The organism is Streptomyces smyrnaeus (assembly GCF_017676345.1).
Classification (GTDB): Bacteria; Actinomycetota; Actinomycetes; order Streptomycetales; family Streptomycetaceae; genus Streptomyces; species Streptomyces smyrnaeus.
In genome coordinates, this window is the sequence record NZ_JAFFZM010000022.1 from 26,735 (window position 1) to 48,093 (window position 21,359).

21 protein-coding genes are annotated in these 21,359 nt (G+C 72.6%); 9 read left to right on the forward strand and 12 right to left on the reverse strand.

The genetic code is table 11. The features are described from left to right. Positions 1 to 40: 40 nt before the first annotated feature. A complete protein-coding gene (locus tag JW613_RS28935; RefSeq protein ID WP_209213835.1) occupies positions 41 to 1,177 on the forward strand; it encodes a lactonase family protein in 1,137 nt (378 codons plus the stop codon). A gap of 217 nt (positions 1,178 to 1,394) precedes the next feature. Here JW613_RS28935 and JW613_RS28940 read toward each other — a convergent pair whose 3' ends face one another. The 4 genes from JW613_RS28940 to JW613_RS28955 form a co-directional block, all read right to left on the reverse strand. Further along, the gene (locus JW613_RS28940) at positions 1,395 to 2,375 is read right to left on the reverse strand and encodes a sirohydrochlorin chelatase family protein (RefSeq protein WP_209213836.1); all 981 of its coding nucleotides are present in this window, start codon (positions 2,373 to 2,375) and stop codon (positions 1,395 to 1,397) included. Between the two features lie 163 nt (positions 2,376 to 2,538). Next, positions 2,539 to 3,729 carry an N-acetylglucosamine kinase gene (locus tag JW613_RS28945; protein ID WP_209213837.1) on the reverse strand — a complete coding sequence of 397 codons (1,191 nt, stop codon included), beginning with the start codon at positions 3,727 to 3,729 and terminating at the stop codon, positions 2,539 to 2,541. Next, the gene (locus tag JW613_RS28950; RefSeq protein ID WP_209213838.1) at positions 3,726 to 4,403 is read right to left on the reverse strand and encodes a uracil-DNA glycosylase; all 678 of its coding nucleotides are present in this window, start codon (positions 4,401 to 4,403) and stop codon (positions 3,726 to 3,728) included. The genes JW613_RS28945 and JW613_RS28950 overlap by 4 nt, the downstream gene beginning before the upstream one ends. An 80-nt stretch (positions 4,404 to 4,483) precedes the next feature. Next, a complete protein-coding gene (locus JW613_RS28955) occupies positions 4,484 to 5,593 on the reverse strand; it encodes a WD40/YVTN/BNR-like repeat-containing protein (RefSeq protein ID WP_209213839.1) in 1,110 nt (369 codons plus the stop codon). A gap of 63 nt (positions 5,594 to 5,656) precedes the next feature. On the opposite strand from JW613_RS28955, the gene JW613_RS36050 reads away from it, so the two are divergent. Continuing rightward, positions 5,657 to 6,661 (forward strand): DUF6214 family protein, encoded by a 1,005-nt coding sequence (locus tag JW613_RS36050; RefSeq protein ID WP_245226457.1) that lies wholly within the window; start codon positions 5,657 to 5,659, stop codon positions 6,659 to 6,661. A gap of 296 nt (positions 6,662 to 6,957) precedes the next feature. Next, positions 6,958 to 7,797, forward strand: a complete 840-nt coding sequence (locus JW613_RS28970) for an aldo/keto reductase (protein WP_209213842.1) — start codon at positions 6,958 to 6,960, stop codon at positions 7,795 to 7,797. 97 nt (positions 7,798 to 7,894) lie between these two features. On the opposite strand, the gene JW613_RS28975 is transcribed toward JW613_RS28970, so the two are convergent. After that, positions 7,895 to 8,641: a DUF1838 family protein gene (locus JW613_RS28975; protein WP_209213843.1), complete on the reverse strand. Its 747-nt coding sequence runs from the start codon at positions 8,639 to 8,641 to the stop codon at positions 7,895 to 7,897. 257 nt (positions 8,642 to 8,898) lie between these two features. Here JW613_RS28975 and JW613_RS28980 point away from each other — a divergent pair, with 257 nt between their 5' ends. After that, complete coding sequence (locus JW613_RS28980) at positions 8,899 to 9,885, forward strand: LysR family transcriptional regulator (protein ID WP_209213844.1); 987 nt, start codon at positions 8,899 to 8,901, stop codon at positions 9,883 to 9,885. An 82-nt stretch (positions 9,886 to 9,967) separates the two neighbouring features. Continuing rightward, the gene (locus JW613_RS28985) at positions 9,968 to 10,510 is read left to right on the forward strand and encodes a DapH/DapD/GlmU-related protein (protein WP_209213845.1); all 543 of its coding nucleotides are present in this window, start codon (positions 9,968 to 9,970) and stop codon (positions 10,508 to 10,510) included. Between the two features lie 97 nt (positions 10,511 to 10,607). Here JW613_RS28985 and JW613_RS28990 read toward each other — a convergent pair whose 3' ends face one another. After that, complete coding sequence (locus tag JW613_RS28990) at positions 10,608 to 11,327, reverse strand: TetR/AcrR family transcriptional regulator (RefSeq protein WP_209213846.1); 720 nt, start codon at positions 11,325 to 11,327, stop codon at positions 10,608 to 10,610. 377 nt (positions 11,328 to 11,704) lie between these two features. Here JW613_RS28990 and JW613_RS28995 point away from each other — a divergent pair, with 377 nt between their 5' ends. Beyond that, positions 11,705 to 12,511 carry an SAM-dependent methyltransferase gene (locus JW613_RS28995; RefSeq protein ID WP_209213847.1) on the forward strand — a complete coding sequence of 269 codons (807 nt, stop codon included), beginning with the start codon at positions 11,705 to 11,707 and terminating at the stop codon, positions 12,509 to 12,511. A 76-nt stretch (positions 12,512 to 12,587) separates the two neighbouring features. On the opposite strand, the gene JW613_RS29000 is transcribed toward JW613_RS28995, so the two are convergent. The 4 genes from JW613_RS29000 to JW613_RS29015 form a co-directional block, all read right to left on the reverse strand. After that, the gene (locus JW613_RS29000) at positions 12,588 to 13,286 is read right to left on the reverse strand and encodes a phosphatase PAP2 family protein (RefSeq protein WP_209213848.1); all 699 of its coding nucleotides are present in this window, start codon (positions 13,284 to 13,286) and stop codon (positions 12,588 to 12,590) included. Positions 13,287 to 13,400: 114 nt separating this feature from the next. Then, the gene (locus tag JW613_RS29005) at positions 13,401 to 14,339 is read right to left on the reverse strand and encodes a M56 family metallopeptidase (RefSeq protein WP_209213849.1); all 939 of its coding nucleotides are present in this window, start codon (positions 14,337 to 14,339) and stop codon (positions 13,401 to 13,403) included. A gap of 139 nt (positions 14,340 to 14,478) precedes the next feature. Then, positions 14,479 to 15,108: a DUF5134 domain-containing protein gene (locus JW613_RS29010; RefSeq protein ID WP_209213850.1), complete on the reverse strand. Its 630-nt coding sequence runs from the start codon at positions 15,106 to 15,108 to the stop codon at positions 14,479 to 14,481. A 112-nt stretch (positions 15,109 to 15,220) separates the two neighbouring features. Beyond that, complete coding sequence (locus JW613_RS29015) at positions 15,221 to 15,631, reverse strand: hypothetical protein (protein ID WP_209213851.1); 411 nt, start codon at positions 15,629 to 15,631, stop codon at positions 15,221 to 15,223. Between the two features lie 724 nt (positions 15,632 to 16,355). Here JW613_RS29015 and JW613_RS29020 point away from each other — a divergent pair. The 3 genes from JW613_RS29020 to JW613_RS29030 all read left to right on the forward strand — a co-directional run bounded on the left by JW613_RS29020 (position 16,356) and on the right by JW613_RS29030 (position 19,774). Continuing rightward, positions 16,356 to 17,858, forward strand: a complete 1,503-nt coding sequence (locus JW613_RS29020) for a hypothetical protein (RefSeq protein ID WP_307866080.1) — start codon at positions 16,356 to 16,358, stop codon at positions 17,856 to 17,858. Positions 17,859 to 18,004: 146 nt separating this feature from the next. Beyond that, positions 18,005 to 18,199 carry a hypothetical protein gene (locus JW613_RS29025; RefSeq protein ID WP_209213852.1) on the forward strand — a complete coding sequence of 65 codons (195 nt, stop codon included), beginning with the start codon at positions 18,005 to 18,007 and terminating at the stop codon, positions 18,197 to 18,199. Between the two features lie 330 nt (positions 18,200 to 18,529). After that, positions 18,530 to 19,774 (forward strand): cytochrome P450 family protein, encoded by a 1,245-nt coding sequence (locus tag JW613_RS29030; protein WP_209213853.1) that lies wholly within the window; start codon positions 18,530 to 18,532, stop codon positions 19,772 to 19,774. 97 nt (positions 19,775 to 19,871) lie between these two features. On the opposite strand, the gene JW613_RS29035 is transcribed toward JW613_RS29030, so the two are convergent. After that, complete coding sequence (locus JW613_RS29035) at positions 19,872 to 20,150, reverse strand: hypothetical protein (protein WP_209213854.1); 279 nt, start codon at positions 20,148 to 20,150, stop codon at positions 19,872 to 19,874. Between the two features lie 105 nt (positions 20,151 to 20,255). Further along, on the reverse strand, positions 20,256 to 21,134 hold the full coding sequence (locus tag JW613_RS29040; RefSeq protein ID WP_245226458.1) for a DUF4232 domain-containing protein: 879 nt from the start codon (positions 21,132 to 21,134) through the stop codon (positions 20,256 to 20,258). Positions 21,135 to 21,359: the final 225 nt, after the last annotated feature.

Consider the following 21,359-nt stretch of genomic DNA (forward strand, 5'->3'; position numbering starts at 1 on the left):
CCGTCGTGCTCCCGGACGGAGCGGCGAAGGGGGCAGCGCGATGGCTGACGGTACGGAGCGAAGGCCGCGGGCCTACATCGGATCGTTCACCTCCGCGGGAGGCCGCGGCATCACCACGGCGGTTCTCGACCCCCGCACCGGCGCGCTCACCGCGCAGCACCACACGGAAGACGCCGTCGCCGACCCTTCGTTCCTCGCCCTGGGGCCCGGAGGCGGCGTTCTCTACGCCGTCAGCGAGACCGATCGGGGCGGAGCCGCCGCCTTTTCGCTCAGCGACCTCCACGCCTTCCACGGCAACCATGGCGCCCACGCCTCCCGCGACGCCGACGCCGGCCCGTTCCCGGTGCCGCTGGACGGCACGGTTCCGGTTGATGGTTCCGGACCCACGCATCTGGCCGTGACCGGTGACGCTCTCTACACCGCGAACTACACCTCGGGCAGTGTCACCGCGCTTCCGCTGCGTCCCGACGGCGGTCCGGGCACCGGGGCGCACACCCATCAGCACCACGGACGGGGGCCGGTGGAGGAGCGGCAGGAGGGGCCGCACGCGCACGCGGTGGTCCCCGATCCATCCGGACGGTGGCTGCTCTCGACCGATCTGGGAACCGACTCGGTGTGGATCTACGACCTGCGGGGAGCGCCGACCGGTCTGCGCCTCCACCGCGAGGTCCCGCTCCGCGCCGGGACCGGACCCCGTCATCTGGCGTTCGCACCCGAAGGCACCGGGGCCGGGCAGCAGGCCACCGCCCGGCGGGTATACGTGATCAACGAGCTCGACTCCACGCTGACGACCTGCCGCTGGGACGCCGACCGAGGTGAACTGGAGCCGCTGGGCGAGACGCGAGTCGTGCCGCAGGAGCGCGCGGCAGTGGCCAATCACCCCTCCGCGCTCGTCGTCTCGCCGGACGGCCGCTTCGCCTGGGCCGCCAACCGGGGCGACGACAGTGTGGCCGTACTCGACCTGACCTCAGCGCCACTGCCGGAGTTGCTGACCACCGTTCCCTGCGGTGGCCACTGGCCCCGCGACCTGGCCCTGGACCCGCCGGGAGGCCGGCTCTACGCCGCCAACGAGCGCTCGGGCGACGTCACCTGGTTCGAGATCGATCCGGAAGACGGAACGCCGCTCCAGAGGGGGTCGCTGCCCGCGCCGGCCGCCTCGTGCGTGGTCTTCGCATAGGTGCCGCCGGGCGAGCGCATACGGGGCGGAGTCCGGTACCGGCCGGAAGAGCTCGTCTCGGCCCGTACCGGCGCCGTTTCGACCGTCCTGCCCCGCGCCGGCCCCACCCGGGTCGCCTTGTCCCCGCTCCGGTTGCCCCGGCAGCCCGGCTGCTCGGACGGGTCGTCCGGCCCCGTCTCGTCGGCCGTCGCCCGTCCGGCTCGATGGTGCGGGCGGCTCAGCGCGCCGGTACGCCCTGCGGCGCCTGCGGCTGTGCGATACCTGCCTTGGCGGCGTACGTGGAGGCCACCAGCTTGCCCAGCGCCGGGTAGGCGCCCAGCGGCTCGGCAGCCGAGCAGCCCGCCTCCTCGGCCGCCGCCTCCAACAGCCCCTCGGCGATCTCGGGGCCGATCAGACACGGGGCGATGGCCAGTTGCTGCGAGCCGGAGTTGCGCAGCTGCTCGGCGGTGTGCCGGACGGCGCCCTCGTCGTCGAGCGCCGCGGCGAGCACCGGTACCGCCAGCCGCGCGGCCAGCAGCATGCCGGTGATCCCGGCCGCCTGTACGGCCTCCTCGCCGCCGATGGTCGCCAGGATGATGCCGTCCGCCGCCGTCGCCACCGTGAACAGCCGCGCCCGGTCGGCGCGCGCCAGCCCCGCCTCGGAGAGCCGCACGTGCACGGCCTCGGCGAGCAGCGGATGGGGCCCCAGCACGTCGGTCAGCTCGGCACCGGAGCCGCTGTTGAGGACCTCCTGGCGGATTCCGCGCAGCTGTGCGGCGTCCGGTCCCGCCAGCAGCGGAACCACCACGGCGGGCAGACCGTCGTCGGCCGTCTCCCGAGCCGGTGCCGCCACCGCGGTCTCGCCCTCCTGCGCGGCGGTCTCCTCCGCCCTGGCGGCCGCCTCACGCGCGTACTGGCGGCGTGTCGCACGGTCGGCCACCGCCTGGGCGAGTGCGGAGCGGATGGTCGGGAACTCCTCGCCATCGCCCTCGGTGAAACCGACGCGCGCGTCGAGACCGGGCAGCTCCGAACGCGCGATGCTCAGCGTCTCCTCAGCGAGACTGCGCATGGCGCCGGAGGGTGTGCCGGGGACGGCCAGAACCAGTGCCGGCGCGCCCTCGGGGGCGACGACGGGCTCCGGTCGGCGGTGCCGTCCGGGCTGGCGGGGACGTGGCATTCGTACGGGCAGGCCATTGTCCGGTCCTGTGGGGGAGCTCATGCGCCCGCATGCTAATGCCTTCATGGGCTTGGCTGTTCGGCCGGGGGAGACCGATGGGCTTATGTCCCGATTCATCCAGCTGGAGTAGTGGCGGTTTTCCGCTCATCCTGCTGTCGGTACCCCTACCGGGCCGCAGCCCCGGCCGCAGCGCTCACCCCAGAGCCTACGCTGCCGTTCCGCGTCCGTCCTGGGCCACGACCGACAGCAGCGCCGGGTCGGACGGAAGTGCGAGGCCGCCGGCAGCCAGGCGCGCGGCAACCAGCAGCGCACCGTCCAACGGCCCGCCCGCGGCCTCGACGACCTGGGCCGCCGGCAGCCGCTCCACCAGTTCCGCGCGCAGCGGGCGGGTCAGCACCTCACCGATCCGGAACAGCCCTCCGGTGAAGGCCACTCGCACACCGTCGTGCGCGGGCTTCCCGGCCGGGGAGGCTGCCGAGCCCTCAGCCGCCCCGGAGGGCGTCCCGCCGCCGGGGCACACCGCGACGGCGGCAGCCGCGATCTCCCGTGCTGCCGCCCGCACGATCCCCGCCGCGACCGGATCCTCCTCGGCGCAGCGCGCCACCTCCGGAGCGAACGAGGCCACAACGGCCGCCCGGTCCGCACGCGGATACAGCCGTCCCGGCAGCGCGCTGAGCGGCGCGCCGAACACCGCCTCCGCCCGTCCCCGCAGCGCCGCCGAGCCGCCTGCGCGGCCGTCGAAGGCGCGTAGCGCGGCCTCCAGCCCCGCGCGGCCGATCCAGGCGCCGCTGCCGCAGTCGCCGAGCAGATGCCCCCAGCCGTCCGCGCGCCGCCAGGAGGCGAGATCGGTGCCCATGGCGATCATTCCGGTACCGGCGGCCACCACGGCGCCGGGCCGCTCGCCCAGCGCCCCGGCGTACGCCGTCACCGCATCCGCAGCGAGTGCCAGTCGCCGCACTCCGAACGCCTCCGCCAGCACGCCCGGCAGCTCGGCCCGCAACTGGTCGCCGAGGGTCGCCATACCGGCGGCGCCGACGCACACTGCCGCGATCTGCGCCGCCGAACCCTGCTCCGTACCGGTTCCGGCGTCCGCCAGCAGTGAGCGGACGGCGGGGACCAGCTGTTCCGCCATGTGTGCCGCGTCGATACCCGCAGGCCCTGTGCGCACCGGCTCCGGGCAGGTGACGACGCCGACGAGCTGCGGCGGTCCACTCGGGCCCGGTGGCGCGCCGCTGCCCTCACCGGGGCTCTTCGGGCCTTCCGTGGGCGCGTCCTGGTGCTGCCGCGCCAGCGCGACACGCAGCCCGGACCCGCCCGAGTCGACGCCGAGCAGCCACTCGCCCCCGCGGCCCCCGCCGAACGCGGCTCGTCCCGCGCCGTCCGCGGTCGGGCTCACGGCAGGCGCCAGTCCACAGGATCGGCCCCCTGCTGGGCCAGCAGGTCGTTGACCCGGCTGAACGGACGCGAGCCGAAGAACCCGCGGTCCGCCGACATGGGCGAGGGGTGCGCCGACTCGACCGCGGGCAGATTGCCCAGCAGCGGTCGCAGATTCCGGGCGTCCCGGCCCCACAGCACCGACACCATCGGGCGCCCGCGTTCCACCAGGGCGCGGATCGCCTGCTCGGTGACTTCCTCCCAGCCCTTCCCCCGGTGCGCCGCGGGCTGGCGCGGTGCCGTCGTCAGCGCCCTGTTGAGCAGCAGTACACCCTGCTTCGTCCAGGGGGTCAGGTCACCGTTCGAGGGGCGGGGGAGCCCGAGATCGCTGTTCAGCTCCCGGAAGATGTTCTCCAGACTGCCCGGCAGACGCCGGACCTCCGGGGCCACCGAGAAGGACAGGCCGACCGCGTGCCCCGGCGTGGGATACGGATCCTGGCCCACGATCAGGACGCGCACCTCGTCGAAGGGCTGCTGGAACGCCCGCAGGACGTTCGCCCCCGACGGAAGGTAGGTTCTCCCCGCCGCGACCTCCGCGCGGAGGAAGTCGCCCATCGCGGCGATCCGTTCGGCGACCGGCTCCAACGCCTTGGCCCAGCCTGGTTCGACAATTTCGTTCAACGGTCGTGCAGCCACGAGCCGTCACTCTACTGGCTCAGCGGCGCGGCTCGCCCTGCCTCCGGGAAAGACCCCCGGCTCGTCGTCCTGGAACCGCGTCAGTCGACGACCGCCGCCCGTACGCACAGCACGTCCGGCAGGTGCGAGGCCAACTGCCGCCAGCTGTCGCCCTCGTCCGCGCTGGCGAAGACCTCGCCGTTGCGGTTGCCGAAGTAGACCCCGGCGGGGTCCGCGTCGTCCGTGCACAGCGCGTCCCGCAGCACCGGTCCGTAATGCGGCTCCTCGGGCAGGCCCGCATCCAGCGCCTCCCAGCTCTCTCCCGCGTCCTGGGTGCGGTGGACACGGCAGCGGTGCTCCGCGGGCACCCGGTCCGCGTCCGCGTTGAGCGGGAAGACGTAGGCCACCCCGCCGCGCCGCGGATGGGTGGCGACGGGGAAGCCGAAGTCCGAGGGGAGGGAGTCGCCGATCGACTGCCAACTCGTGGCGTCGTCGTCGCTGCGGAACACTCCCCAGTGGTTCTGCAGATAGAACCGGTCGGGGTGCTCCGCGTCCCGGGCGATCTTGTGCACACATTGCCCGTACTCCGGGTAGCGTCGGCTCTCGGGCAGGAAGACCGCGGAGACTCCCCGGTTGCACGGCTCCCAGCTGTCGCCGCCGTCCGCCGTGCGGTAGGCCCCGGCGGTCGAGACGGCGACCGTCACCCGCCGCGGGTCACGGGGGTCGACCAGGACCGTGTGGAGCCCCAGTCCGCCACCACCGGGCTCCCATTCCTGCCGCGTGGGGTGCTCCCACAGCGAGCGGACGAGTGCGAAGGACTCGCCGCCGTCCGTCGAGCGGAACAGCCCCCCGGGCTCCGTACCGGCGTACACCACACCCGGCTCGCTCTCCCCTCCAGGCTGCAGCTGCCACACGCGTTCCAGGGAGGTCCCGGTGTCCCTGGGATATCTGATCGGAGGCTGCCCGGGCTCCTTCCAGGTCTTGCCCAGGTCGTCGGAGTGGAAGATCGAAGGGCCCCAATGCGCGCTGTCTCCACCGGCCAGCAGTCTGGGCGGCCCGGAGCCGCGCCGGTCGATGCTGAAGGAGTAGATGGCCTGGGCGTTGAAATGCGGGCCGGTGAACTCCCACACCGCCGAACCCCGCCGGCCCTCCTTCTGCCGGGCGAGGAACAGGCCCTTTCTCGTACCTACCGCGAGCAGCACGTCCGCCATGGCGGCACCGCCTTCAAGACGTCGTTGTCTGAGGTACGAACAGTCTGCACCGGCCCACTGACAATGCCTCCGGCCAGCGCGGATGCCCGTCCGAGCCGCGCTGCCCGACACCCGTACGGCGGTACGCCGGTGCGCCGTTCGGCTCCCGCCGCCTCCGTCGTCAGGGTGCCCTCCGACCGGCTGAGCGTGCCGCGCCGCTCCCGTCCGTGCGACCGGGCCTACGGTGCCGACGTGTCGGAGAGATCCCCTTGCTCTTGCTACTCGTCGGATCACTCGTACGAACGGGGTGGCTGCCCGCCGAGGCGCGACCCCCTGTCGCCGCCCTGCCAGGCCTGGAAGCTGCGGGGCTACGGCACCGGTGCGGGGCCTCCGCACGCCGCCGGTGCCCGAGCACCCTGGTTCGCCGTCGGGGTCAGCCGCGCGGACGGTACTCAGGTGGAGGTGGTGGCCGCCGTGGTGGACGGCCGGGTCCACCTCGAAGAGGTGCGGGCCGACCCGCCACTGTCGGCCCAGGAGTTCGCGAAGCTCGCACCCTGCCTCGGCGAGCCGCTGACGAGGGCGTGCCCGTCGGCCATCCGACCGCCGCAGACGGCTCCCACCGTCCGGGCCACGGGCGCCTGCGTACTCCCGCCGGTGCCGCGGCCGGCAGGACCGCAGTCGTCGGTATCGACGCCTCCGCCTTCGCCTCCGCTTCCGCCTTCGGGGCCCCGGACGCACCGTCCGTCCGTGCCGCCTCCGCCCCCGGCGTCCCGACAACCCTCGGACACGCCGCCGCCGTCGACTCCGGTACGGCCATCGGAGTCGCCGCACCCGGAGTCATCGCGCCCGGAGCCACCGCGCCCGGAGTCGCCGCACCCGCCCGTCCGGGGCCGCAGACGGCCACCGGCCCCCCGTGGCCGGGCGGCCCTGCGTGTGGCGGCCGAGGCGTACACCGCGGCCCGGGAGCGGGGTCAGGACCCCGTGCTGGCCGTCATGCGGGTCACCGGGCGCAGCAGGCGCAGATCGCTGCGCGTCATCGCGAGCGCTCGTGACGCGGGGCTGCTGAGCCCGCGCCACGCCCGCCGCTGAGCGGCGGACATCGACGCGGCGTACCGGACCGCCGCCCGGCCCACGGGTGCGCCCGAGTGCGGGCCGCCCGAGCGGATCACCTGGGCGGGTCCGCCGGGCTGCCGGACTCGTCGTCGTCCACAGGCGTCAGCGCGGGTTCCGGAACACGGCCTGTCCGCGCCGGACTGCGAGGTCGCCGTCGCCGTACGACCGTCGGGGACCGTGCCGCCTTCGACGTCGCCTGGGGGAGCGACGGTGGTGGTGCCCAACTGCACTGGTAGCGTCGCCCCTTGGATGACGGGGGAGGATGACAGCGCGTGACATCGACTGCGTTCGCCATCGGCGGGGATCTGGAAGTACGGCGGCTGGGGTTCGGGGCCATGCACTTGCCGACGGAACCAGGTCCCGCCCGCGAGACCTCTCTCGCGGTGGCCCGACGGGCTGTCGAGCTGGGCATCACCCTGATCGACACCGCCCATCTGTACGGCGGAGGCGCCAACGAGGAACTCCTGGCCGAGGCCCTCCACCCCTACCCGGACGGGCTGCTGATCACCACCAAGGTCGGCGTCGCCCGATCGGGCCCCTCAGGTGAGTGGAAGCTCGACGGGCGGCCGGCCGTCCTGCGCGATCAGGTCGAGCAGGCTCTGCGCCGATTGCGGGTCGAGCGGATCGAGCTGCTTCAGCTGCACCGGATCGACCCCGAGACACCGCTCGCCGACCAGGTCGGCACGCTGCGGGACCTGCGGACCGAAGGCAAGATCGGCCGGATCGGGCTGTCCGAGGTCACCGTCGACGAACTCGACCAGGCTCGGGAGATCGTCGATGTCGCGAGCGTGCAGAACCGGTACAACCTGCTCGACCGCGAGCACGAGCCCGTGCTCGCGGTCTGCGAGGCGGCAGGGATCGCCTTCCTGCCGTGGCGTCCTGTCGCCTGGGGGGATTCGGGGACGGAGGCGGAGGTCGCCGCCGTGGCGGCCGATGTCGGCGCCACCCCCACCCAGGTCGCGCTCGCCTGGCTCCTCGGCCACTCACCGGTTGTCCTCCCGATCCCCGGCACCGCCCGGATCGATCACCTGGAGGAGAACCTCGCCGCCGAATGCCTCGAACTGGCCCCGGTCCACCGTGATCGCCTCGACCGCCTGGGCGAAGCGGCATAGGGCTCGCTCCTCGGTCATGACCGAAGCCAGCTGGGCGCAATCCGGCCGCTGCCCCGGTGCGCCGGCCGGCGACGGCGGTGGTGGGGAGATCCGGCGGCTACTTCGGCGGGTTCAGCTTGCGGAAGTACGTCCAGCTGGTTTCGTTCGGCTCGCTCCACTTCTCGGGGGCATGGGCGAACTCCGGGTGGTGGTCGGCGATGTAGGCGCGGGTGCGCTCGGGGACCTCGGCGTACGAGCCGAGCTTGCTGCCTCGGCAGTGGAAGGTGAGGCCGCCGGGCTGCCGGCCGCGAGCCATCCATGGGAGCCACGGGGACATCCGGGTCCACGACATGGTGGCCGGGATACTGGGCGCGCTGCCGGCGAGGTCGGCGCGGTCGGCGAAGAACTGGAAACACTCCAGGGCCCTGTATGTGTCGCCCGCGGAGTGGACGGGGTACTCGGCAACCGGCAGCGGTGACGGATAGGAGAGCGGAATCTCCAGGCTGAAGCAGATCTGCTCGCCCAGCTCGGTCGTCGGGATCGGGAAGGGGCGCCACTTCTGGTTCGCCGGGTCGTTCCAGATGTGCACCACCGGCAGGTCCTGCCAGGTCTCCAGGATCTCGCGGCCGACGGGATCCAGGAAGAACGCGGCCTCCCGGGTGAGCAGTTGGTAGGCGTCCGGACCGGAGTCGGCATCCTGGACCAGACGTGCGACGTTGAGCCCTTCGAAACCGAAGACGCGCTGGTAGGGCTCGTCGGGGGCCCAGGAGTAGACGTCTCCCGACCACCAGTATGTGACCTCCTCGCCGTCGAGCGAGGCGCGGGTGCGGGCGAAGGAGCGGAGCAGTTGTGCCGGTGTCGTCATACGGACCACTCTGCACGTGTCCGCCGCCCCGGGTGGAGGCAAGCGCCTGGTCCGGGTGGGAACAGCCGGAAGGAGACGCGCCGTGGCGGGCCCCGTGTGTCACCCGCCACCCGAACCGGACCTGGCCCCCTGAGCACATGACTCCGCGCGACAACGGATGGTTCGGTCCAGAACCGCACGGACCGAGCTCCAGTGCCACCAGACAACTGATCCTCGGCAAGCCACAACCAATGGTTGTGCGCCCTTAGGGTGATCTCGTGGACACCGAGGCATTGCGATCGTTCGTCCGGGCGGCCGAGCTCGGGCAGTTTCGCCAGGCGGCCGATGAGCTGGGCGTGACGCAGCAGGCAGTCTCCAAGCGCATTGCCGCTTTGGAGCGCGAGTTGGGAGTCCGGCTGTTCGCACGTACCGCACGAGGGGTCGAGCTGACGCTCGACGGTCAGGCGTTCCTGCCGCACGCGCGGAGCATCGCCGCGGGGGTCGAGCGCGCCATCACCGCCGTCAGGCCGGGCTCGCGGGCCCTGCGGATCGACGTTCTCGGCCGGCGCAGCGCGCAGGCCGTGGTGCTGCACGACTATTGGCGGGCGCATCCGGAAACCGACCTCGACGTGGTGACCCTCAGGGTCGACGACCCACGTATCGCCGTCGCCGCCGTCGAAGCGGGCGAGATCGACGCCTCGTTCCGTACCGTCACCGATCCGGCGGTGCTGCCGCCCGACGTGCACATCATGCACGCGTTCGACTCGCCGCTGGAACTTCTCGTCGGCCCGGGGCATCCGCTCGCCTCCGCCCGAAGACTGACACCGGCGCAGCTGCGCAAGCACCGGATCTGGGTGCCGGGTATCGCGCCCCGGAGCGAATGGGCGGAGTTCTACGATCAGCTCGCCACCGACTTCGACCTGCGCATCGACGCGGCAGGCCCGCACTTCGGGGACGAAGTGCTCCTGGACACCCTCGCGGAGTCCGCGGACGTGGCCACCCTCGTCGGAGCACGCGACCGGTACATCTGGCCGGCCGACCACGACCTGCGCCGCATCCCTGTCGTGGATCCGACCCTCGTCTACCCCCTCTCGCTCGTCCTCCCCGGAACCAATCCCCACCCAGGGCTTTCTGGAATCACCGCCCACCTCGAAAGCCTGCCCAGGGCCCCCGAGCCGGCCTGGCTCCCGCCCTGGGCAACGACTCCACGGCACGGCGAGAGGGGCACTCCGACCGCCCGCGGGACCCGTCCCCGAGCAAGGTGACCCGACCGGCTGCCGACAGCAGCCTCCATCAGCGCCTGGTGAGTCCTGCTCGACCGCCGGCGCACCAGGAAAGGAGCGCGGCATGTCCAGTGACCGTCTCATGCGCATACACAGCCCCGAGTTCCGAGCCATGGCGGAGCGGGTCCTGGAGGTCACCGAACTCACCTCCCGTCTGAACGCCCTGCCCTTCGCGGACGAAGGGGGCAAGACGGACCTGTTCGAGAAGATCCTCGGCAGACCGCTGCCGGCGAGAGCCACGATCTATCCGCCCTTCTACACCGACTACGGTCTCCATCTCGACCTCGCCGAGCGCGTGTTCATCAACCAGAACTGCACGTTCCTGGACTACGCCGGTATCCGGCTCGGCGAGCGTGTGATGGTCGGTCCGAAGGCCACGTTGATCACCGTGGGTCACCCGGTCGATCCCGAGGAGCGACGGGGGTGGTTGAGCGGCGCGCCCATCGACGTGGCGGACAACGTGTGGATCGGCGCGGGCGCCACGATCCTGCCCGGCGTCAGCATCGGCCGTGATGCCGTGGTGGCCGCCGGCGCGGTGGTGGCCGACGACGTCCCTGCGGCGAGCCTGGTCACCGGTGACAAGGCAACCGTGCACCGACAGTGGTGACGGCCTCTGCTGCCTCTTGCCGACACCACTGCGCAGTGTCGCTCGACGCGGCGGCGCCAGTGCGTCCACGAGGAGCTGCCGCCGATCGTCGGCCGGTCTACCGGCGCTCCCGCGCGCCGTGCGGCTCCCGGCTCGCTTCCCAGCCGCACGGTCGCAGCCGCTCCAGGTGCCGGACGCGCGCAGCGGGTGACGCCTCCAACGGTCCTCCTCGTGCCTTGTCCGGCGGTATCCCCCGTTCCCATTTGAGGCCGTACCGGGCGAACAGCTCCCCCCGGAGTCTCTCCAGCGGCATCGGCGCACCGGGCAGCAGTGCCGCGACGACGGCTCCCATCAGATTGGCGCGCAGCAGTGGGTAGTCGGTGTCCGGGTCGGGGGACCCGTACCGGGCCACGGTGGTGCGCAGCAAGAACGCCAGCCGCTGCTGCTCGTCGCACTGGACGAACCCCTCCTGCTGCAGGATGCCGGCCATATGGGCGCGCATCAGCACCGGTTGGTCACGCGCGAGCCCCAGTACCGCGTCGATGGCCCGGGCCAGCATCTCCTGTCCGCTGTCCGGACCTTCGGGCCGGGGCCCGCGCTCCAGGGCCTCGGCGAGGGTGAGATGCATCAGCCGGTGCACCGCCGACTGGAACAGCTGCCGCTTTCCTGGGAAGTAGTACGAGATCAGACCGCGTGCGGAGCCCGCCCGGTCGGCGATCGCCCCCAGCGTCGTCGTCTCGTACCCGCGCTCCGCGACCAGCTCGACCGTCGCCTGAAGCAGGCGCTCGCGCGAGCGTCGGCGCAACTCTTCATTGACCGATGCGCTCCGGGGGGACATGCTGTAACTCCTGCGTTGACTGGCTGGCAGCCAATATACTCAGCACGGCTTCGGGTGTTCGCGTCCCATGGAGTTACGGAGCACGGACGCCCGGCACAGCGGCCGGTATCGGGGCGACGCGGGGGATCGCCCCGGTATCGGCGTCGACCCGGCACAGCCGGCGGGCAGACCGGTGAGAGTCGGCCGAGCTGCCGACAGCGGCAGCCGCAGGCCTGACTCTAGAGGACCCGCGGCTTCCCAACACCCCTCCCGCAGCCCTCACTTTCTCCTGCCGTCGCCCGGCCGACGGCCCGCGGGTACGTTGGTGCGCGCGCGGCGGACGGTCAGGACGCACGCGGCGACGACGTATCGAGGGTCATCGAGGGCAGGGGAGAGCCATGACGGACGGGCCGGTATCGGACGCCACGGAGATCGACGACACGGTGCCGCACTCGGCACGGATCTGGAACTACTGGCTCGGCGGCAAGGACTTCTACGACGTCGACCGGCAGGTGGGCGACGAGATCGCACGCACCAACCCCGGCATCGTCGACACCGCCCGCGCCCAGCGGGCCTTTCTGTGCCGCGCGGTCCGCCATCTCGCCGGGGAGGTGGGCATCCGGCAGTTCCTCGACATCGGCACCGGCCTGCCCACCGTCGACAACACCCACGAGGTCGCTCAGCGCATCGCCCCCGAGGCGCGCGTCATCTACGTCGACCACGACCCGCTCGTCCTCACACACGCGCGCGCCCTGCTGACCAGCTCCCCCGAGGGCGTCACCCACTATCTCGACGCGGACCTGCGCGAGCCGGACACCATCCTCCAGGGCGCGGCCGAGACGCTCGACTTCGACCGGCCCGTCGCCCTGATGCTGCTCGGCGTCGTCGCACACCTCACCGACGACAGCGCCTATGACGTCGTGTCCCGGTTGATGGCGGCCCTCCCGTCCGGCAGCCACCTGGTCTTCAGCGACTCGGCCGAGGTCGTCAACCCCGAGGCGGTGCGCGCCATGGTGCGCCAGTGGAACCGCACCAGCGACAACCCCCGGGTCAACCGCAGCCGCGAGCAGATCCTCCGGTTCTTCGACGGCCTGGAGATCCTGGAGCCGGGGCTGGTGTCGGTCACCCGCTGGCGTCCCGAAGCGCTGCCCTTCGGCGAGCCGGAGGAGGTCGACAACGTGGGCGCTGTGGCCCGAAAACCCTGAACGCCCGGGCGAACCGGGTGAGCACACCCCGGCGAACGCCCGGGAACGGCCCTGCAGCCTCGCTGAGGGCTCCGCGCTACCCCCTGCGGCCCGCGGGGGCGGGCAACCGCTCTCCGGGCCGCAGAGCGGCCCACGTCGCCGTGGACGCCAGTGCCACCGCCGTACCCAGCAGCACGCCCACCACCGTGTCCGTCAGCCAGTGCACGCCCAGCCAGACGCGGGTGAACGAGACCCCGACCACGCTGACCGCCGCGACGACGAGGGCCGACCGCCACCACACGTCGGCCGACGACGCGCCCCGCTCATGCCACAGCCACAGCAGCAGCACGCACACCAGCGCGGCCGTCATCGCGTGCCCCGACGGCATCGCGGCGTACTCGGCCGAGTCCACCGGGTCCCGCCAGCGTGGCCGTTCCCTCCCGAGCGCCGCCTTCGTCCCCTGCTGCACGCCCGAGCCGACCAGCGCCGTGCCCGCCGCCCAGTACGCCAACACACGCTCCCCGCGCCAGACCAGCAGGCCGAACACCACCGCCAGCAACAGGCGGAACGTCCACGGGTCCCACACCCAGTCGGTGAGGATCCGCATGGTCCGGGTGAGCGCCGGATGTTCCACCGCGACCGTGTGCAGTCCGGAGGCCGTGTTCCGGTCGAGAGCGGCCAACGGCTGCCACGGGAGGAGCGCGAGGACGATCAGCAGGACGGCGGCGGCACCGAGCGTGGCGGCCGCCCCGGCCTGCCACACGCCGGGCGGACTCGGGCGGGTCGCATTTCGCATGTGCCGATCATCACCCCCGACACCCGGGAGAGCACAACTCCCGGGCGCGCCCCCGGCGGCCTGCCCTCGTGCACCCCTTCCGGGACCGGATGCGTGCCGCTGCCGGGCCGGACGTCAGCGCAGTGCGGACAGACCGGGAGCGAACGCCACGAGTACCGGGACGACCGGCACCAGTGAGGCCATCGCGGTCATGCGCAGCCTGCGGCTGACCGACAGCCGCGGGGCGGGAGCGAGCAGCCGGTGCACCCGCTGCGGCACCATCGCCACCGGAGTCGGGCAGGGGCCGAAGACCCCGCGCCCCTCGTTGAGTTCCACCAGCGCCAGCGCGATCGTCAGTCGGCCGTAGCGGCGCGACGCGGCGTCGTCGGCGGCCAGCTCGACCAACCGGTGCACCTGGTCGCGGAATCCCGCGAAGACCGGCACCCGGGAGAAGCCGGCGGCCAGCGCGGACGAGCAGTGCAGCAGCCAGTCGTGACGCGCCCTTGCGTGGCCCTGCTCGTGCTCCAGTACAGCGTCCAGTTGGCGCCCCTTGAGTCGCCGCAGGGCGCCTGTGGTGATGACCAACTGCGGTGTGGTGCCCGGCAGCCACCAGGCGTCCGGCTTCTCGTCCTCCAGGACGAGAAGCGGCTCACCGGGCGAGGCGTCCTCACCCGGCAGTTGCGGCGCCCGCTCCCGCAGCTCCGCACGTCGCTTGCGGCGCCGGGCCCGCGCGTCCCTGATCTCCCGCAGCAGCATCGCGCCCGTCCAGGCGCCCCCGCATGCCAGCAGCACACTCAGGGCCCCGGACCACGGTGTGTACGCGCTGGCGGTGTACGCCTCCGCGACGCCGTTCGGTGCCCCCGCGAAGACGTGGCTGCGCACCACCGTGAAGGCGGCCGCACCGGAGAGGGCCATGGCCAGCAGACAGCAGAGCAGTACCGCACCGACCACGCACTGCCACACCCACAGGGCGAGCACCGGTTCCCGGTCGGGCCACGAGCTGCGGGTCAGTACGCGCGGCGCGAGACCCGCGGCGAACAGGGCGAGCACCATCAGCGCGAGCGGGACCGTCATGCCGCTCAGCCTAAGAGGCCGTTACGAGACAGTGATACGTCTGACAGTGGAGAAGTGACGCGGCTCACTGCGCCGCGGCGTTTGGCGCTGCCGCGTGCCCGCCGCGGGCGACCCGGCTCCAGCGGTGGGGAGCCGCTGCTCAGACCGTCAGCAGCATGGCGAACATTCCCGCTCCCATGGCCACTCTGCAGCCCGCGGCGACTCCGGTGCGCCGCACCACCGGCGGCGCCACGGCCCTGGTGCCGCCGTGGTGGCCCGCCAGGGCCGGCCGGCCCGCTCCGGTGGCAGCGGGCATCAAGCGCGTACCCGTCCACAGCACGTACGCCGCGAAGTACGCCAGCAGCGCTCCCGTCACCACGGGCACACCACCGGCTTCGGCGTGATGTGCGCCCGCCCCTCCCGCCGGGGCGCCGAGTGCCATGGCGAGTGCCATGTAGACCATCGCCGCGCCGCCGAGCAGATGGTGCAGCTGCTGCGCGCAGGACGTGCTCCCGTGCCGTCCGGTCGCCATCAGCATCAGCCACAGCTCGCGCATCAGCAGCACGCCGAAGACCGCGGTGAAGGCCCATGCCGAGGCCTTGTGCAGCGTCGGCGTCCCACCCCACAGCACGGGTACGGCCATGGCCGCCATGGCGAATCCCATCGCCGCCTCGCTCCGTGCCTCCGCCTGCTGTCCGCACCCGGCGCCGCGCGCCCGCAGTACGCAGGAGAGACCCGTCACCGCGCAGAGCGCCACCAGCAGCCACCCGACCGTGGCAGGGCCGTGCATCCGCTCACCCCCTCGCTCGCGGGGATGCTGCCCGCCCTCGCACCGCACACGGGAGCGCACGGGTGCAACGAGGGCGCGTCGGCGGCGGGGCGCTCGGCGGGGCCGCTGCCGCTCAGCGGGGCCGGGGTGCGGTGTGTCCCATCATCTCGGTGGCCTCCAGCAGCGGCATGCCGAGGTCCCGGTGCAGGATGCGGGCGTCGTCCGCGTGGTCGGGCAGGAACGAGTGGTCGCGGCGCCCGGTCCGGCTGTCGCCGCTCTCCTGCTCACCGTCCTTCTGCTCACCGTCCTCCTGCTGCTCGTCGCGCTCCGCCGCCGCGCGCACATGGGTGCGGATGTGCCGGGTGAGGAGCCGCCAGGCGTAGGCGTTGGTGTGCGGGCTGCGCAGAGCCTGGTCCCACTGGTCGGCCAGTTCCGCGAAGGCCAGCCGTACGGCGGTGTCCGCCTGCCGCGCATCGGCCAGGCGGCTGTGCGCGTACGCGAGATACCGTTGCCGGTAAAGAGCGCAGAAAGCAGCGAACTCCACCGGCACATCTCGTTCGGGCTCCGGAGCGCCCGGCTTCCGGCCGGTCTCCGGGCGCACCGAATGTGCGGTGCAGTGGTGTTCGCACGGCAAGGGCATACGAACGCTCAACGTTCTCTTCCCCTCCCATTCCCTCCGTTGCGGTCCCCCTACTGCCGGAAGTTACAGCTCAGGACGGGCCGTACGCTACGAGCTTCTGCCGCGTGCAAATTCATCGGCAATTGCACGAGCAGCCGCCATGAACGGGAGACGCCAGCACGTCGAACTGCCGGGCGAGGAAAAGCCCTGTCTTCTTTCTCCTGTGATCGAAGTTGATCACCTTCGGTGGGTGCTGAGACCGTTCTCGATGCCTCATCTGTTCACTTGCCACAATCCCGGCTGTGAAGGCGGGAGAGGAAACCATCGGGGTACGTTGCGTGAATTTCACTCGTCAGAGTGGCGAACCGGTACGGCGTCCGAATCCCCCGCAATGTCCCCCACCGGCCGCCCCGGCAGCTGCAGCCGGATCGCCGACCGGCACGCGGTCGTGTTGAATTGGAGTCCGCCGTCGAAAGGTTGGAGGTCGCTGTCAGCAGGGGTTCGGCTGCCGACCCGACGGGTGCGCGAGTGCCTGGCCCGGTGTGGCCGGGCACGGACCACCTCCGACCCGAGCGGCGGCAACGGCCCGCCGGGGCCTTGGGCTGAGAACTGTCCGTGTTCTGATCGGTTTGGTGTGTGGGGGGTTTTGGTGTCGGTTCCGGGTGTGGGCCCCGAGGGCGCGGGCGACGGTGTGCTGGTGGTGGCGGGCGTCGGCGGCGGGCTGATGGACGTCGGCGTCGTGGTGGCAGGCCTGGGCGGAGTGTCCTGGAGCGCGGCACTGGCCGGAGCCGGCGGTGAAGCCGTCGGCGGCAGAGGCGGTACGGGCGTCGTCGAACTGGTGGGCCCGGTCGACCCGCAGATGGTGCTGGCACGCGTGCGCCTGGTCGCCGGGGTGTCGGGTCAGCTTCTGGTCGTCATCGTCGGGGAGCTGCGCAAGGACCCGCGCAAGGGCGGACTGCACATCGGGCTCGGTGCGCCCGGCCAGCACTCGGCAGCGGTGCGCTACAGCGGTCTGCCCTGGGAGTGGCTGATAGGCGAGTTGGCCATAAGGCCCCCCAGGGCGACGACGGTCCTCCTGGATGTGGCGGCGGAGTCGGGCACCTGGGAGGCGATCCAGGCGAGCGGCTTGCCACAGGCCCCGGGCGTCGGGGTCTTCGGCCGAGTGGTGCGGCACAACCGGGAGTCGAAGTGGCGGCGGCTGCGGGGCGGCAACGAGCCGGTCGAACCGGTATACCTCCAAGAGTGTGTGCGCCTGTGGCGCGCGGGCGGCCGGTTGCCCTTCGCGGAGCTGCACGAGCGGGCCGCGGCCGTCTCCGGTACGACGGAGAACGAGCAGGCGCTGTTCGTGGCCTCGGCCACGGCCACCGCGGGCTTTCCCGCCCCGGCCTCGGATCCGGCGTCCGCTCCGGTTGCGGCGCAGGGAGCGGACCTGCCCAACGGCCACCACCCCGGGGCAGCGCCCGCCCGGATCGGCTGGGAGCCCCAGGCCCACCCCGACCTGCCGGCCGAGTGGCAGCGCGGGAACGACCAGCCGCAGCCCGCTGGGGCACCGACCCCGTACGCACCGTCCGCACCGGCGCCGGCCACGCCCGAGAACGGCGCCCCGGGCGCGCCCGAGAGCGGCACCGACCCCTGGCACCGGACCGGGCCGCCACCTGCGGCGGCCCGGCCCGCCGACGCTCGACCGCCGGTGGCGGCCCCTGCCCCGCGTACCCAGCCGGTGGAGGACCCGCACGAGACGATCATGGCTGCCGCGCGGGCAGGCCGCCACCAGGAGGCCGAGGCGCTCGCGGCCGCCTGGGAGGACGCCGCCGAGCGCACCGAGGGCCCCGGCTCGGAGGGAGCGCTGCACTGGGTCGAGGTCCGAGCCGACCTCGCCCGCCTGGCCGGTTCCCCGGCCCGCAGCTGCGAACTGTGGCTGCAGGTCGCCCGGGGCCGCCTCGAACGAGGTGAGGCGGAGAACGCCCTGGAGGTGGAAGGCGCCGTCGACCGTGCTCACCACCAGTGGCAGTCGCTGGACGACGAGGACCTGGCCCGCGAACTGGCCCCCGAACTGGTGCTCCTCCGCCGCCGGGTCCCCGGCCGCCAGCCCGGCGCGGTGCGGCTGGTCGAGGAACGCGCGGAGCGGCTGCTGGGCGGCGTCGAACAGTGAGGTCGAACAGCAACCGGACGGGGACAGCCCCAGGAGTGGCACCGGTTGGTCCTTTCGCAGCAGCCCCGGACCGGCCGTCCAGCCACCCGGGGGCGTCTTCAGGACGCTGGGTCCCGCACTGTCCGTGACCCTCCGAAGGAGCGCACATGTCCCGTCGCACCGCACTGACGCTGGCGACACTGTTCGCGGCGACTGCTCTCGCCGTGCCCCCCGCCGCGGCCGCCGACGCGCCCGCCCCGAAGTCCGGCGAGCTGACCTCGCGTGAACAGGCGGCGCTCCAGATCGCGGAGCAGGCCCTGGGCAAGATTCTGGGCGGAGCCGTCACCCTGGGCGGCCACTGACGGCCGGCCCGTGCCGCGCGGGGGCTCGCCGGCCCGGTGCCCCGCGTTCGGACGCCCGCGCTCGGTGCCCCGCGTTCGGACGCCCGCGCTCGACGATCAGGCGGCCGTGGCCGGCGCCGGCCGGGCGGGGGAGGGCCGGGTTCGGGGGCGGCGCTGTCGGAGGGCCCGGGTCCGGTTTCTCCCTCCGAGCCGCCCCTCCATGATCAGTGAGCCGATTCACCGTGAGATGATCTTGCGCCGTCTGCCCTCTACACGGACGCTTGATCCGCTCGTACTGTGGCAGTTGTCACCGCGTCAACTCCCCGCCCCGAACGGAGATTGCGACTCACCGTGTCTGTTTCCGAGCCTTTGATTCTCGACCCCACCGGCAGTGACCCGCACGGTGAACACAAGGCCCTGCATGAACGCGGCCCGGCAACCCGGGTCGACCTGCTGGGTGTCACCGCCTGGTCGGTGAGCGACCCCGCACTTCTCAAGAAACTGCTCACCGGCCCGGACGTCTCCAAGGACGCACGGCAGCACTGGCCGCAGTTCGCCGAGACCGCCCCCACCTGGCCGCTGGCACTGTGGGTCGCGGTGGAGAACATGTTCACCTCCTACGGCAGCGACCACCGCAGACTCCGCCGGATGGTGGCGCCGTCCTTCAGTGCGCGGCGTATCGCCGCCCTCACCGAGCGGGTCGAACGCATGGTCGACGACCTGCTGGACGGACTGGAGCGCACGCCCGAAGGAGAAGCGGCGGACGTGCGCGAGCTGTTCGCCTACCCGCTGCCGATCCAGGTCATCTGCCACCTCATGGGGGTGCCGGAAGAGCGCCGTGAGGGCTTCCGCGAGTTGGTCGACAACGTCTTCGCCACCACCCTCACCCCCGAGGAGGCCGCGGCCAACACGGCCAGCCTGTACGGGGTGCTCGACGACCTCATAGCCGAGAAGCGCGAGCGGCCGGGCGAGGACATGACCTCGCTCCTCATCGACACCCGGGACGAGGAGGGAGACGGCTCCGCGCTCACGGAGGCCGAGCTGCGTGACACGCTGCTGCTGATGATCAGCGCGGGCTACGAGACCACGGTCAACCTCCTCGACCAGGCCATCACCGTGCTGTTGACCCACCCCGAGCAGATGGCGCTGGTGCGCGAGGGCCGTGTCGGCTGGTCCGACGTGGTCGAGGAGACCCTCCGGTTCGAACCGGCCGTCAAGCACCTGCCGCTGCGCTTCGCGGTACGCGACATCGAACTGCCCGACGGGCAGGTCATCAGCAAGGGCGAGCCGATCCTCGCCTCCTACGCGGCCGCCAACCGGCACCCGGACTGGCACGGGGAGACTGCCGACGTCTTCGACCTGACGCGCACGGCACCCGGCCCGGAGCACCTGGCCTTCGGCCACGGTGTGCACTTCTGCCTCGGTGCGCCTCTCGCCCGACTGGAAGCCACCACGGCACTTGAGAAGTTCTTCGCCCGTTTCCCCGATGCCCGACTCGGGGTCCCGGTGGAGGAACTGCGCCCCGTCCCGTCCCTCATCAGCAACGGCCACCAGACGCTGCCGGTGGTGCTGCGCCCGGGGCCGGCCGCCGGCTGACCCCTCGCTCTGCGGGAGGCCCCTCTCTCTGCGGAAGAGGGGCCGGTCTCTCTCTGCGGGAGGGAGCAGGCCCCGGAGTCCCGGTCGGCTCCGCTTCCTAGCCGTCGCTCCCGGCGGCGTCGCCCTCGTCACCGGTGCGGCGCCGCCGGGCGAGCAAGGTCGTGCCCGCGACCACGAGGCCGACGGCCACCACCTTGGCCGCGCCGTGCAGATGGGTGAGCTCGTCCTGGGAGTCGAAGCCGCCGAGGAAGAGCGCGAGCCCGGCCCCGACGCCGAGCAGGATCAGTACGACACCGCCCACAGGTCCCGTTCCGGCCCACCAGGGGGCGGCGTCGGCCTGCTGCTGGGGGCGCTGCTCGGACTGCTCGTCGGTCACGCGGTTCTTCCTCTCCTCGGCACGGTTTCGTACGGCTGTGCGCGCCTGTGCTCCGCTTACGCCGTTCACGGCGCGGTCGGCGGGGTGGCGGTCGGGGTGCGGCGGTCAGCTTCCGCTGCCGGGCGAGAGCGGGCCGATCTTCGGCACCGACGCCTCGCCCGTGGCGGTGACGGGGCCGCCGGACCAGTCGACCCGGAGCGGGGCCCGCTGGTCGGGCGGGGTGAGCAGGACGGCGTCCGGAGTGACCGTCCGGGTGCCCGTCATCTGCGGGTTGGCGTACGACAGCGGCGCCCACGCGCTCGCCCCGGAGGAGAGTTCGATCGCCTGCGAGCTGCTGCCCTCCCGCTCCGGGGGGACGGAGACCTGATCACCGGCAGCGTTGATGAAGGCGAATCCCGGAAAGCCGTGCACCGTGCAGGTCCGGCCGGAACTGTTGGTGAAGACGAGCGCGTAGTGGTTCTGGCCCGCTCCCGGCCTGTTGGGGCCTATGGACGCGTTCAGTTCGGAGGCGGTGCACGCGGAACCCGGGGCGCCGGAGCCGGGCTGCGTGCCGTTCCCGCCGATGTCACCGCTGTCGCCACTGCCGCCGGAACCGCCCGAGGTGCCGGCTGAGTCGGCCGGTCGTCCGGAGCCGCCCGAGGTCGCCTCGGAGGACGACGCGGCGCCGCCCTTCGACTTCTTCTTCGCATCGCCGTGGTCGCTCTTGCCCCCGCTGCTGCCCTTCTGCTTCTCGGGCGGGGTGACGCCGGCCGGGGCTGCGTCACCGTCGACCCGGCGCGGCTTCGAGGCGGCGTTGTCCTTCTCACCGCACCCGGCCAGCAGGACACCGGCCGTCAGCAACATGACGGCAACGGCCGCGGGTCTCGCCGGGCGCCGGACGCGGCAGCCGGACCGCGCGTACCGGCCGGGGCCCTCGCCGGTGGTCTCCCGCTCGCGCCGTCCCGTCACCGTGGTGGCGTGCGTGAGGTCCGCGTCCCGTGCCATTGCTGTCGTTCACTCCCTGTTCGTGCTGTCCCCGCCACCGCGGCCGAGCACAGTCTTGGACGGCGGGCCGGAGGGAAAAGTTCACGGTGATCGAAGATTTTTCCGGATCCCCCCACGGCACCCTAAGGGGGGACCGGCGATCCCCTGACAACTGCTGCCTTCCTCCCGTTCCCCGGCCGCCGCACCGTTGTGGTGCAGGCAGGTACGCACCACCGAACGGAGAAC